This is a genomic window from Paenibacillus sp. FSL R5-192 (genome assembly GCF_000517845.1).
Classification (GTDB): domain Bacteria; phylum Bacillota; class Bacilli; order Paenibacillales; family Paenibacillaceae; genus Paenibacillus; species Paenibacillus amylolyticus.
The window spans coordinates 17,714-30,695 of sequence record NZ_ASPR01000023.1; the positions used below are offsets into that span (position 1 = coordinate 17,714).

Here is a 12,982-nt window from a genome sequence, read left to right on the forward strand (position 1 = left end):
AGCAATATCACTTCTTTATTGTTCATTATTACCCAATGAATGGATTGTCGACAATCGGCGTATGCTTAGCTTTGTAACCATTTTTTAATTTCAACATCGTAACTCAACTGGAAAACGATAAATAATTTAAATAATACGCAATTAAATTGTTACAAATTAAATTCACTCTTTCCGTTCTTGTTGCAAACATTTATACTAGGATGGACAAGTAAATAAATTACATATCAGAAAGCAAGGTGTTTCCTTTGATTAGTATCATTTTTGTAGCTCTTGTAGCTGTCGAACACTTCTATATCATGGTGATGGAGATGTTTATGTGGACTCGTCCACGCACAATGAAAACCTTTAATCTCACGCCGGAATTCGCCAAATCCACCAAATCTCTCGCGGCCAATCAAGGTCTTTACAATGGATTTCTTGCGGCAGGTCTGATCTGGGGACTCGTATATCCGGATGCTGCCGTTGGACAGCATATTCAGATTTTCTTCCTGGCGTGTGTGATTATTGCGGCTCTTTATGGAGGAGCAACTTCTTCACGGTCGATCATTATCAAACAAGGTTTGCCTGCGATCATTGCGTTGTTGCTAGTTCTGTTCCTGTAATTTCTGTCGAATGGTGCATTGTTTCGATTCATGTTAACTCCTTTATGGTAAGGTAGTGAATAGATAGCAGTGTACAATGACCAGAATCGTTCTGGAATTGGAAGGAGAACATGTCATGGGATTGTTTGACAAGCTTCGGCGGCGCAAAAAGGAGAAAGTACCTGCAGGTGGTGCTGTCGAATCGACGAATTACAGTGAAACCATCGTGGGTTTTGTCCTGCTGGAGCGTGAGGATTGTGATTTTGACCTCTTCATCAGGAACATGAAGAACGAATGGGATATCGAGATTGAAGAACGCCCAGAGGAGGGCAATCTCTTTTTCGAAGTGAATGGAATGCAGGTAGTATGTGCCCACATTGCCGCGCCTGTGCCTGACCGTGAAGTTGAGGAGAATGCCAAACTCAATATCCTTTGGCGAGAAGCGGAGCAAGTTACCTCACGGCACCAGTCTCAGATTATTGTCTCTGTTCTGAACGCAACAGATGCAATTGAAGGACATGTTCTGTTCACTCAAACAGCGAGTGCTTTGTTACAGTTGGATCACGCGCTTGCCATATACATGGCCCCACTTGTTGTTGAAGCCAGTCAGTATGTCGAAACCAGCCGTGGGATCAAACATGATGAGTTGCCAGTCTCGCTCTGGATTTTCATCGGATTATTCCAAAATGCCGAAGGCGCTTCAGCTTACACTTACGGACTACGTAACTTTGGAAAAGAAGAGATGGAGATTATGCAATCGTCTGAATCCTTAAGCGATGTATTTGAGATGATGTTCATGACCACAACGTATGTGGTTGAGAACGACGTCACGCTACATGATGGGGAAACACTAGGCTTCTCGGCAGAACAAAAGCTGAGCATTTCCCTTTCCAAAGGTGTAGCAACGGAAGGTAACAGTTTGAAGATTGGCTTCTAACTTACGTAGTTATCTTAACTTTATCGTGTCACATTTGTAGAAGCCGTCTGGAGTTCATACTCTGGGCGGCTTTTAGCTATTTAACCTTCCTCCCAATGACGATATGATAACAATCCCTGAATTTAACTTCCCTAGGAATAAGTAGTCCATAAGAACCACTATATTGTGAATTCAGTTTTCATTTTCGCTATAAAAAGGTATAATTAATAGGCTTATAGTCTCATATATTACATATTATTTTATTATCGAGGAGTTGCCTACATGTCTGTTAGACGTTTGGATTCAACTAAACCTATTATTGAAATTATCTGGGAAGGTATTGTTTCTCCTGAACATGTCGAACAAACGAATACAGAAATTCAGAGAATAGCTGAACAATTGGGAAATTCGTTTGATGTGCTAGTAGATATGCGGAACATGAAGGCTTTCCCTCAGGACACCAAAGAAAAAATTGTGGAACACCAGAAATTACTGACACATTGGGGGATGAAGCGAGCCAGTGTAGCCGTAGGTGGTGCGATCGCCAAAATGCAATTGAATCGGATCTCCAAAGAGTCCGCGCACCAGACTGAATTCCAATGGGAAACGTATGACGAGGCTTTGACATTTTTGTTGAAATAATATTGAAGTGCTACGGACTTAGTATAATAAGAGAGATACCGATGCTGTACATGGCACACAGAAAGAGGCGTTCCCATGAGGAAACGCCTCTTCTTTTGCAGTTCCACGTGGTTTACTCAGTTTTGCCAGTGATCCGAACGCTCATCATTTAAGATTCAAGTTTACTTACACGCACCATCGTTACTGATGTACCATTTAGGGACTCCTCCACAAATCCTAACCGCTTATATAAGCGAATCGCTTGGTTATCCGGGTCAACACTGAGCGAGACTGCTGCAATTCCCCGCCGTTCAACCTCATCTAATGCGGTCTGAAGCAGTAAGGTACCTACTCCTTTTCCACGTGCATCTTCCGTTACAGCCATCCCCATCTCTGGCGTAGCTGCATTCACATAACCGTATCCCGCATTCTGATCCGTATAGAATCTTAATGTTATTGAACCTAGTCTCTTGCCCTGCTGGTCAACTGCAACATACCCGAAATCCCCTTCTCTTCCCCAGTCTTCAACGTATTTGGACAGTCCGGGAGTATGAATACTTTCGATTGGAAAAGGTTCATCACCTTCTCTTCTATGCAGGGATGCGTATAACATCTCCCACAGAAAGGGGATATCCTGTTCTTCAATAGGGCGTACATAATAGTTGGTTATGATGGTCATGTTTGCTCCTCCTTCAGCTTTTCAAAAAGGCGGTCCATCTCATTCAGATTAAACTCATTGGTAATCTCGTAGTCCTGAAATTTGTCTCTTGTTTTTGCCTCGCTGTAGATTGAGATGGACTTTTCATTATAAAACGTCAGTCCAAATCCATCGGTAAAGCGACCTTCTTTATTAATAGTAAGTCGCCACTCATAGTAATGCGGATTCCTTTCAGAAACGTCGAATTCCCGTACTCTTTTGAGATCAACATCCTTTAATAACTTCAGCATGTCTCTAATCTCTGTGGGATCTGTAATCGTTATTTCATCATCTTCATTATACGGTTCATTGTTGGAAATTTTCCTAATCGTCAGTCGATCCAATGTATCCAGCATCGTCATATGATCGGTAACCTCTGCTCGAAACGTCGTATGTTTGCTGGGGATATACATAGTATATTGACCAGAGGTATACATACGCACTGCAATAGCTAAAAAAACAATAATCATGGCGATACCCATAATCATCTTGATTTGTTTAATCATCCCAATCCCCTCTCTAGATCTACATAAAACATATAAATTGGTAATTATTGATATATTCCAGTATAACATCTCACTCCTTCTGTTCCAATGTCATTTCTTATCTCTGGTCCCTCAATTACGATGACGTTTTTGGGCTATACTAAAATTGGAACATTTAAATGAACAAGCCGCGTTCTCCCATAGGGTGAGCGCGGCTTGTTTGTTACTTTGTTATATTGTTTTATTACCTATTCATAACCAGGTAAGACGACAACCCTTATCCCGAGCATGAATATGACACACGTAGACTTGGCCTCACAACTGATTAGGTTACATCAGAAACCTAATTGTTTTCAGCCCAATACACGGCCTGCTGATTCTCGGATAACCAGCTCAGGCTTCAGCACAATCTTCTGCGGTTCTTTTTGTTCATCCTTTAACTCTTCAATCAACAGATCTACAGCGCGATGTCCCAGTTCTTCAATTGGCTGGGCAACGGTCGTAAGCGGTGGACTGGTTACCGAAGCCAGAATGGTGTTATCAAACCCGATAATCGACACATCCTCTGGTACGCGTAGGCCCAGCTCTTTGGCTGCCTGGAGAGCACCGATGGCCTGAATGTCATTACAACAGAACAAACCTGTCGGGTGATCCTTCTCACCGAGCAGCAGTAACGCCTCTTTTTTGGCCGAGCTCAGGTCAGCTGCCGATTCTCGGATCTGATTCGGTTCCAGCGTATGACCTGCCTTAATCAGGGTTTCACGGAATCCACGTACACGTTCCTGACTGCTGCTGACTTTGGACGGTTCCGACAGAACCGCTACACGAGTGTGCCCAAGTTCAAGCAGATGCTCCGCTGCGAGTGCTCCACCGAGAATGTCATCAATGGTGACTGTATGAACCGACAGGGATGGCATATGACGTGCAATCAAAGCGACAGGGATGGACTGCTGCAAAAGTGGTGACAAAATTTCGGCATTATCGATCCCGGTTCCGATCATCATGCCATCGACCCTTTTTTGCTGAAGCAGATTCAGGTAACGCTCTACCCGCTCGTCCTTATTATCCGTACTGCAGATGACCACGCTGTAACCCAATTGACGGCTTCGATCCTCCACGGCTCTTGCGAGTTCTGCGAAATACGGGTTTGAGATGTCCGGTACGAGCAGCCCCAATGTATACGTCTGCTTCCCTGTAAGTGCAGCTGCGATCGCACTGGGTTGATAATGAAGGCGTTCCATGATCTCCATAATCTCAGCGCGCCGCTTCTCGCTGATCTTGCCTTTGCCATTAATGACCTGCGAGACGGTTGCAATGGATACACCCGCCTCGCGTGCTATATCGTATATGGTTGCTTTCATTGTTGTTCCCCATTTGTGCTATATATAAGTTTCGTTATACATAGATAATTGTTCTCTTCTCATTATGCAGGGGGAAGTCTGCATACGCAACTTGAAGCCAGCACAATGTGCGTAGCATGAACTGTTTTACTTTTTCATCAACCACTCATGGTCAGGATCGTTATGGAATTTCCAGGTCCGGGTTGGTCCAGCCATCACGTTCAGATAGTAGACCTCATACCCCGGAGGAGCGCCTACCGGATGATATCCGTCCGGAACAAGCACCACTTCACCGTTTTTCACTGCTAGCGTCTCGTCCACAGAACGATCATCCGTGTATATACGCTGAATGGCAAACCCCTGCTCAGGCTGCACGCGGAAATAATACGTTTCTTCCAGCAAAGATTCATCCGGGAGTGCGTCCCGATCATGCTTATGTGGCGGGTAACTGGACCAATGCCCATCTGGTGTGAATACCTCAACAACGAGCAGACTGTCTGCTTCCTTTTGTTCCGGCAAAATGTTGTGAATCTGGCGTTCCAGATTACCATACCCTCGCGCCTCTACCCCTACATCTTCGGGTGCAATGAGACGAGCCGGGTGCGTTCCTTTACCGGGTGCAACACATATAGCGATTTCCAGTTCGGTACGTGCTGTGATCTGCACTTGATCGGAAGTTGAGACGTAGACCGAGTACGGAGGTATTTTCTCGAAAACACTCATTCTTTTTCCGATATTATCCCATGTGTGCTCCCGGGTACTTACATTGGCGAAACCACTGAGAAGCACCACACAGAGTTCCTGATCACCGCTCTCACGGGTTAGCGTCTCCCCCTCCGCCAGCTTCGCTACCTGAAAGCCAACATATTCCCACCCCGCCGACTCCGGTGTTACGTTTATAAGTGTACCGTCTCCCTCCGGGTTCACCACGGGTTTCACAATACGTTCTGACATCTTGTCATCCACTCCTTTCTGTAATCGTCCACAACAACCTGATACTTATAAAAAACAAAAACTTGGACCATTCTTACGCTCTATTAGAAAAAAGTGACTTTAATCATCCACCTATGGCGTTGCCGTTTGCGATTCCAGTGACACCCCAGGGACTTCACTCAGCTTCACAGGTCTTCCCCGCTCCATGGACATTTTTGCTGCCAGTGCAATTCGTTCTGCCTGTACTGCATCGTGGCCATCAACGATAACCGGTGTATCATGAATGATTGCATCGATAAAGAGGGCTGTCTCCTGTACATATGCTTCATTGTAGCGTTCCAGGAAAAAGTGTAACGGTTTGTCGCGCATAAGCCCGGCCGCTGTACTGATCTCAGCCGTATTTGGATGATCATTCGCCGCTGCGGCGCTGCCCTTCGAGCCAAATACTTCAACACGCTGATCGTATCCGTATACTGCCTGACGGCTGTTATCAATAACACCAATCGCTCCATTGGCAAAAGTCATCGTTACAATCGCTGTATCCACGTCACCATGTTCCGCAAAAACCGGATTGATCAGCACGTTGCCCTGAGCGTACACTTCTTCCACTTCACTCCCGGACAGATAACGGGCCATGTCAAAATCGTGGATCATCATGTCCATGAAGATCCCGCCAGACACCCGGATGTACTCCGAAGGAGGCGGACTCGGGTCGCGAGACGTAATTTTGATAATATGTGGATCACCAATCGTACCATCCTGCACATGCGCACGTATCCGTCTGAAATTGTGATCGAAGCGGCGGTTAAATCCAATTTGCAGCTTCACGCCAGCCTTCTGAACTGCCGCTACCGCCGCTTGGGTCTGTGCCAGATCCATGCTGACTGGTTTCTCGCAGAAGATATGTTTGCCCGCCTGGGCGGCCTGTTCGATCAGCGGCACATGTGTATCTGTTGAAGAACAGATCAGCACCGCGTCTACATTAGGCATCGAGATCAACTCGCTGCTGTTCGTTGTTACAACAGGGATGCCACGACTGGAGGCCCAAGCCTCCAATTCAGGACCTGCAAACAAGTCACTGATTCCCACAATCTCGGCATGCGGGTTACGCAGGAGATTGTCTGCATGAATTTTGCCGATCCGTCCAGCACCGATGATGCCAATTCTCACTTTGTCCTTGCCCATTCCGTTATCCTCCCTATGTGCGTACATATGGGCTGGGCGTTCCCCTTAGCCCGAGTGATGCTCTGGTTGTTACCAGCGCGCCGTTACCATCTTCTTGCGAGTGTAGAATTCAACACCATCCGTACCATTGGCATGTAGATCACCATAGAAGGACTTTTTCCAACCGGAAAACGGGAAAAATGCCATTGGCGCAGGTACGCCCAGGTTAATACCCAACATGCCCGCATCAATCGTTTCACGGAATTGACGCATACTCGCTCCGCTGCGGGTGAACAGACACGCCCCGTTGGCAAAATCAGAACGGTTCGCCAGCTCAACGGCTTCCTCCAGCGTAGACACTCTTGCCACCGAGAGTACCGGAGCAAAGATCTCATCCTGCCAAATTTTCATATTGCTATCAACTTGGTCGAATACCGTAGGCCCTACAAAATAACCGGATTCACCTGTCGCCTGATCCTTACGTCCATCCCGAATCAATGCCGCGCCTTCCTGCTCTCCGGCTTCAATGTAACTGAGTGTACGCTCTTTATGTGGTCCACGGATGACAGGACCGAGGAACACGCCCTCATCCATGCCGTTACCAATGGTAATGCGGTCTGCCGCTTCCACCAGCTTTTGTACCAGTTCGTCAGCCACATCACCCACAGCTACAACAACCGCACATGCCATACAACGCTCCCCTGCTGAACCAAAAGCTGCACTGGTAATCTCTTTCACGGTTAGATCCAGATCGGCGTCCGGCATAACGATGGAGTGGTTTTTGGCACCAGCCAGTGCCTGTACCCGTTTGCCATGCTTGGATGCAGTGGTGTAGACGTATTCAGCTACAGGTTGTGATCCGACAAAGGAGATCGCTTGAACATCCTTATGTTCCAGCAACCCGTTCACGACATCATGCGCACCGTGAACGATGTTGAGCACGCCGTCCGGAAGCCCCGCTTCCTTGAACAGCTCTGCCAGGCGGCCTGCCAGCAGCGGTGTGCGCTCGGACGGCTTCAGGACAAAGGTGTTACCACACGCAATAGCCAGCGGGAACATCCAGCACGGCACCATCATCGGGAAATTGAATGGGGTAATCCCCCCAATTACACCGATTGGGTAGCGGTACATGCCCGACTCCAGTCCTGTCGCGATGTCAGGCAGTTGTTTGCCCATCATCAGATTCGGGGCACCAGCCGCGAACTCGACACATTCAATGCCACGCAATACCTCGCCGTACGCTTCGGCATAACTTTTACCGTTCTCCAGTGTCACCAGGCGAGCTAGCTCTTCCCAATGTTCAACCAGCAGCTGCTGGTAGCGGAACAAAATACGTGCACGGCGCGGAACCGGTGTGCTGCTCCAGGATTTGAACGCTTCTTGTGCTGTCTGAACCGCCAGATCCACATCCGCTTGTTCGGACAGTGGCACATGTGCAATAACCTCTTCTGTAGCCGGATTCACCACTGGCTCCGTGCGAGTTGACGCCGGGGTTACCCAGGCACCTCCGATCCAGTTTTGTACCATTGTCGCTGTTGCAGACGCTTCAGAAATTCCTTTTCCCATAGCCCTGTCTCCCTTCACTTATGTGTGATCCCTTATGTTCAACATGTTCATTGTTATAGATCTGTATGAGTACGTTGTTCGAAGTATTGCAACGTGCTTCAAGACACGGTAATCTCGCCCCGATTGCAACGTTCAATGTAGTCATTCACCTGTTCCACCGTTGGCATTGCATCCGAACAGCTGTGGCTTGAAATAACGATACTTGCTGCGCCACTGCCATACGCCATACTGCGCTCAATTGTCCAGCCCTGCATCAATCCATACAGGAACCCAGCCGCGTAAGAGTCGCCTGCGCCGAACGTTTTGACCACTTTTGCCGGATAGCTGTCCGCACGATGGGAAAGCCCTTCACGCGTATAAGCAATGGACCCTTCCTTGCCGTGTTTGATTACTACAATATTCGCTGAGAAATCAAACCATTTCTGTGCAGTTACTTGATCGCTATGATCCGGATTGTGGTCGAATGTCTCCATCATGTCGAACTCTTCACGTGTGCCGAGGATGATATCGCATTTCTCGGCTGCAAGGTTGTAATAGACCGCTGTCTCTTCGTCCGATGTCCATGTGTATGGGCGATAGTCAAGATCAAACACAATAACTGTGCCATGTTTTTTTGCATACGTTAGTGCCTGTAATACGGCTTCACGGGATGGGCTCTGCGCGAGGGCTGTGCCTGAGATTAACAGCACTTTGGAGTCAGCAATCAACTGCTCTTGTACCTCTTGCGCCTGTAATAACAAATCCGCTACATTGTCCCGGTACATCAGGATACTGCAATCCGTTGGGCTTTTGATTTCGGTAAAAGCAAGCCCTGTCACCGCTCCAGTGTCATCTGTAACTACATTTGATGTGTCGATGCCGTTCTTCTCCAAATAACTCTGGATGAATCTGCCCATCTGGTCACCCGCGATCTTACCGATAAAAGCCGTCTTCATACCCAGTCTGGACATGCCAATCGTAATATTGGCCGGAGAGCCACCTACATACTTCGTAAACGTCATCGTCTCTTCCATCGGGCGATTGATCTCATTGGCGTTCAAGTCGATGCACAAGCGGCCAATCGCGGTGAAATCCTTCTTCCTGGATACCGGAAAGGATACGTAAGTCATTGCATGTGAGCCCCTTTCTGTAGTGGGATTTTCCATGTTCTATATGGATATCTAGACTAGTTACTCATTCCATCGTAAGAACTCGTAACGGCTAGAGTAAGTCAGTTTTATTTTCCAATCGTAACGTTATACTCTTGCTGGCCTTCTTCCTTTTTCGCTTCACAGGTGTGGCCTCTGACCGCTACAATGCTAAACGAATCAGCTGTGTTGGTATAACGACTCCATATAGTTCAAAGATCGCTTCGCATACTCATATGGGTTATGAATCGCAGGGTCCTGCTCTCCTTCAAGCATCGCCCAGCCATCGTACCCTCGTGTGATCAGTTCTTGTAGAATTGGTGCAAAATCAATGCATCCATCGCCTGGTACAGTGAACACTCCTCTACGAATACAGCCGACAAAGTCAGATTGCTCCTCGCGTGCTTCATCCAGCACATGCGGGCGGATATCTTTCAGATGGATATAGGCGATCCGATCATAATGTTTGCGCAGCAGTTCAAGTGGATCGGCTCCGCCATAGTAGGCATGACCAGTATCATAGAGCAGATACACGAGAGAAGGGTCTGTCAGCTCCATCAGTCGATCAATCTCATCCGGTTGCTCTACCACTGTGCCTCCATGATGATGATACGTAAGCTTCAACCCATGTTCGCGGGCAATAGCTCCTGCTTCGTTCAATCCTTCAGCGAAGATATGCCATTCAGATTCGCTGAGTCTGAGCACTTCTTTTTCATTCGGTGTCCGTCTTGGATCAAAATGAAGTGACCCGCCTACCTCTGCCGTACTGATTACCTTACTGCCCATGGATTGCAGAAATTCCGCATGTTTGCGATAACTGTCCAGCTCCGACTGACGATATGCCGTGTCGGAGAAAAGTACGGATTTCCACTGGGAGATCAGCTTGATATTCCTTTTGCTCAATTCCTCACGCAATATAGTAGGATCGGTAGGATATTTACGTCCCATCTCTGTACCTGTCAGCCCAAGACGCTGAATGTCATCCAGAATCTGTGCACACGTTGTCGCATCACCATGCTCTTTCACATCTTCACCGACCCAATTGATCGGATGAATCCCAAGCTGGAATGGCAGCTTGCTCATTGCCCCACGTCTCCTTTGTCGTTCAACATTGTGATTCACTATATTAAACTGGATTAAATCGGTCTTGCTTTGGCACGGTTGGCTTTCATGGTGTGATGAGCATGAACTACCTTTTCTTCGGCAGATACCTCAGGTACACCCACATTCCACCATGACTCGTATCCACCTGCGTTGGTTCCAGGCACGACCGGAATCTCAATCAACGTACTCACTGTTTCGTTCTTCGCATCTCGGAGTGCTTGTTCCAGCTGTTCTGCTGTCTCCGCTCTATAGGATTTGGCTCCCATGCTTCGGGCGTGTGCAGCAAAGTCCATTGGCATGTAATCCCCGGTCAGTCGTCCACTCTCGGATTCCCGATAACGGAACTCATTGCCGAACCCGTCACTACCGTGTTCCCGCTGCAAATTATGAATACATTGGAATCCATTGTTGTTGAATAATAGAACGGTCATCTTCTTCTGTTCCTGCAAACTAGTCACAAACTCCGAATGCAGCATCAAATAACTGCCATCACCGACCATCGCGTACACTTCACGATCCGGCTCGGCAAGTGCTGCTCCGAACGCTCCACTTACCTCGTACCCCATACAGGAGAATCCATACTCCATGTGGTATGTCTTTGGTTCAGACGCACGCCACAGACGATGTAGATCACCCGGCAGACTGCCCGCCGCACACACAATAACGGAGGATGGATCAATGGTCCGGTTAACGATGCCAACTGCTGTAGTCTGTGCCAGCCCTGCTTCATGTTGAGCTGCATACAGCCGATCCACTTCTGCATTCCACTCAGCGCGGAGATCAGCAACTTCGGATGCGCCATATGCACTTCGGTATTGTCTTTCCTGCAATTCCTTCTGCAAAGCCTGCAATCCTTCGCGAGCATCTGCCAGAATGGCTTCTCCGCCTAACTTGGCGGCATCCATACTGTTCAGGTTGATGTTGATGAATGAAGCTTCCGGATGTTGAAAAGCAGAGCGGGACGCCGTCGTGAAATCCGAGAACCGCGTACCGACGCCGATCACAACGTCTGCTTCTCTCGCCAGCCTATTGGCTGCCAGAGAGCCGGTAACCCCGATTGCCCCCACATTTAGTGGGTGGTCCCAAGAAACTGCGCTCTTGCCCGCCTGCGTCTCGGCGATCGGAATACCAAATGCCTCGGCGAACTCCAAGAGTTGAACGGACGCCTCAGAGTACAACACACCGCCGCCTGCAACGAGCAGCGGTTTTCTGCCTCGGGCAATCTGCTCCGTTGCCCGCTCAATGGCTGCCTGTACCGGGGGACGACGATCCAGATAATGTACTTTGCGGGCAAAGAAAGATTCCGGGTAATCGTACGCTTCTGCCTGCACATCCTGCGGCAATGCGAGCGTTACTGCTCCCGTCTCTGCTGGATCGGTTAGCACACGCATCGCCTGTGTAACAGCAATCATCAACTGTTCGGGACGAACAATGCGATCCCAGTACTTGCTGACGGCTTTGAATGGATCAGTTGCTGAGATTGTATAATCACTGCTCACTTCCAACTGCTGAAGTACCGGGTCCGGTTCCCGTGTAGCAAAGTTATCTCCAGGAAGCAATAAAACCGGAATCCGGTTCACCGTTGCAGTAGCTGCCGCTGTAATCATATTCAAAGCACCAGGTCCAATGGATGTTGTACATGCATAAATCTGTCTACGGTTCTTCTGCTTGGCATAAGCCGCTGCCGTATGCACCATGCCTTGTTCGTTCTTGCCTTGCATATACGTCAGGCTTCCCGGACTGCGCTCCAGCGCTTCTCCAATGCCTGTTACATTGCCATGTCCAAAAATACCGATGATTCCCTTCACAAACTTGGTTTCCACCCCGTCAACCGAGATATATTGCTGATCCAGGTATCGAAGCAGTGCCTGAGCCATCGTTAGTCGAATTGTATTCATGAATTGATCGCCGTCCTTTCCTTTACGGGTTAAGCGCTTAATCTACGTTAAGTTTAAGCGCCTTACCCCTAAAGGTTAAGCGCTTAATTGATATGGTATTACAGGTTAATGATTTACGCAAGCTATTTTTGTAAGCGTTTTTATAAATTGTGATAAAGAAAAGATATTCTTGTGTTCGAACATGTGTTAGACCTTCTCTATTTGAACACTTCCACAATGACTAAGGACAGACTTAAAAGAGAGGGAAATATATCGTGAGGATGGGATACATGCTGGTACATGATATTCAGCCAAATAATCCGTGGTCTTTGTATAAAATCATGGAATATATGCCTGTGAATGCAAAAAAAGAAAGATACGGTGAGTACCGTCTCTTTCTTTTTCAATATATAAGCGGGTGATGGGAATCGAACCCACGCTATTAGCTTGGAAGGCTAAAGTTCTACCATTGAACTACACCCGCATAACAACAATCGGGATGACACGATTTGAACATGCGACCCCCTGGTCCCAAACCAGGTGCTCTACCAAGCTGAGCTACATCCCGTTA

12 protein-coding genes and 2 tRNA genes are annotated in these 12,982 nt (G+C 47.8%); 3 read left to right on the top strand and 11 right to left on the bottom strand.

Going from position 1 to position 12,982, the window contains the following annotated elements; all coding sequences use genetic code 11:
• Positions 1-245: 245 nt before the first annotated feature.
• The 3 genes from C161_RS18585 to C161_RS18595 all read left to right on the top strand — a co-directional run bounded on the left by C161_RS18585 (position 246) and on the right by C161_RS18595 (position 2,139).
• Positions 246-602: a DUF1304 domain-containing protein gene (locus tag C161_RS18585; RefSeq protein WP_036608019.1), complete on the top strand. Its 357-nt coding sequence runs from the start codon at positions 246-248 to the stop codon at positions 600-602.
• 76 nt (positions 603-678) lie between these two features.
• Positions 679-1,518, top strand: a complete 840-nt coding sequence (locus C161_RS18590; protein WP_084650355.1) for a DUF4261 domain-containing protein — start codon at positions 679-681, stop codon at positions 1,516-1,518.
• Positions 1,519-1,779: 261 nt separating this feature from the next.
• A complete protein-coding gene (locus C161_RS18595) occupies positions 1,780-2,139 on the top strand; it encodes a hypothetical protein (protein ID WP_036671935.1) in 360 nt (119 codons plus the stop codon).
• Positions 2,140-2,287: 148 nt separating this feature from the next.
• On the opposite strand, the gene C161_RS18600 is transcribed toward C161_RS18595, so the two are convergent.
• From C161_RS18600 to C161_RS18650, 11 genes are all read right to left on the bottom strand, one after another.
• Positions 2,288-2,797: a GNAT family N-acetyltransferase gene (locus C161_RS18600; protein ID WP_051449808.1), complete on the bottom strand. Its 510-nt coding sequence runs from the start codon at positions 2,795-2,797 to the stop codon at positions 2,288-2,290.
• Positions 2,794-3,321, bottom strand: a complete 528-nt coding sequence (locus tag C161_RS18605) for a hypothetical protein (RefSeq protein WP_036671937.1) — start codon at positions 3,319-3,321, stop codon at positions 2,794-2,796. Before C161_RS18605 ends, C161_RS18600 begins: the two co-directional genes overlap by 4 nt.
• 332 nt (positions 3,322-3,653) lie before the next feature.
• Positions 3,654-4,661, bottom strand: a complete 1,008-nt coding sequence (locus C161_RS18610) for a LacI family DNA-binding transcriptional regulator (protein WP_036671938.1) — start codon at positions 4,659-4,661, stop codon at positions 3,654-3,656.
• Positions 4,662-4,787: 126 nt separating this feature from the next.
• Positions 4,788-5,594 (bottom strand): 5-deoxy-glucuronate isomerase, encoded by an 807-nt coding sequence (gene iolB / locus C161_RS18615; RefSeq protein ID WP_036607990.1) that lies wholly within the window; start codon positions 5,592-5,594, stop codon positions 4,788-4,790.
• 111 nt (positions 5,595-5,705) lie between these two features.
• A complete protein-coding gene (gene iolG, locus C161_RS18620; RefSeq protein ID WP_036671940.1) occupies positions 5,706-6,758 on the bottom strand; it encodes an inositol 2-dehydrogenase in 1,053 nt (350 codons plus the stop codon).
• Positions 6,759-6,827: 69 nt separating this feature from the next.
• Positions 6,828-8,303 carry a CoA-acylating methylmalonate-semialdehyde dehydrogenase gene (locus tag C161_RS18625; protein WP_244898267.1) on the bottom strand — a complete coding sequence of 492 codons (1,476 nt, stop codon included), beginning with the start codon at positions 8,301-8,303 and terminating at the stop codon, positions 6,828-6,830.
• Positions 8,304-8,401: 98 nt separating this feature from the next.
• Positions 8,402-9,412, bottom strand: a complete 1,011-nt coding sequence (gene iolC, locus C161_RS18630) for a 5-dehydro-2-deoxygluconokinase (protein ID WP_036671941.1) — start codon at positions 9,410-9,412, stop codon at positions 8,402-8,404.
• Between the two features lie 198 nt (positions 9,413-9,610).
• Positions 9,611-10,513, bottom strand: a complete 903-nt coding sequence (gene iolE / locus C161_RS18635) for a myo-inosose-2 dehydratase (RefSeq protein WP_036671943.1) — start codon at positions 10,511-10,513, stop codon at positions 9,611-9,613.
• Positions 10,514-10,566: 53 nt separating this feature from the next.
• A complete protein-coding gene (gene iolD / locus C161_RS18640; RefSeq protein ID WP_036671945.1) occupies positions 10,567-12,432 on the bottom strand; it encodes a 3D-(3,5/4)-trihydroxycyclohexane-1,2-dione acylhydrolase (decyclizing) in 1,866 nt (621 codons plus the stop codon).
• Between the two features lie 392 nt (positions 12,433-12,824).
• Positions 12,825-12,895 (bottom strand) — tRNA-Gly (locus C161_RS18645).
• Between the two features lie 10 nt (positions 12,896-12,905).
• Positions 12,906-12,979: transfer RNA gene (locus C161_RS18650), tRNA-Pro, on the bottom strand.
• Positions 12,980-12,982 lie beyond the last annotated feature (3 nt).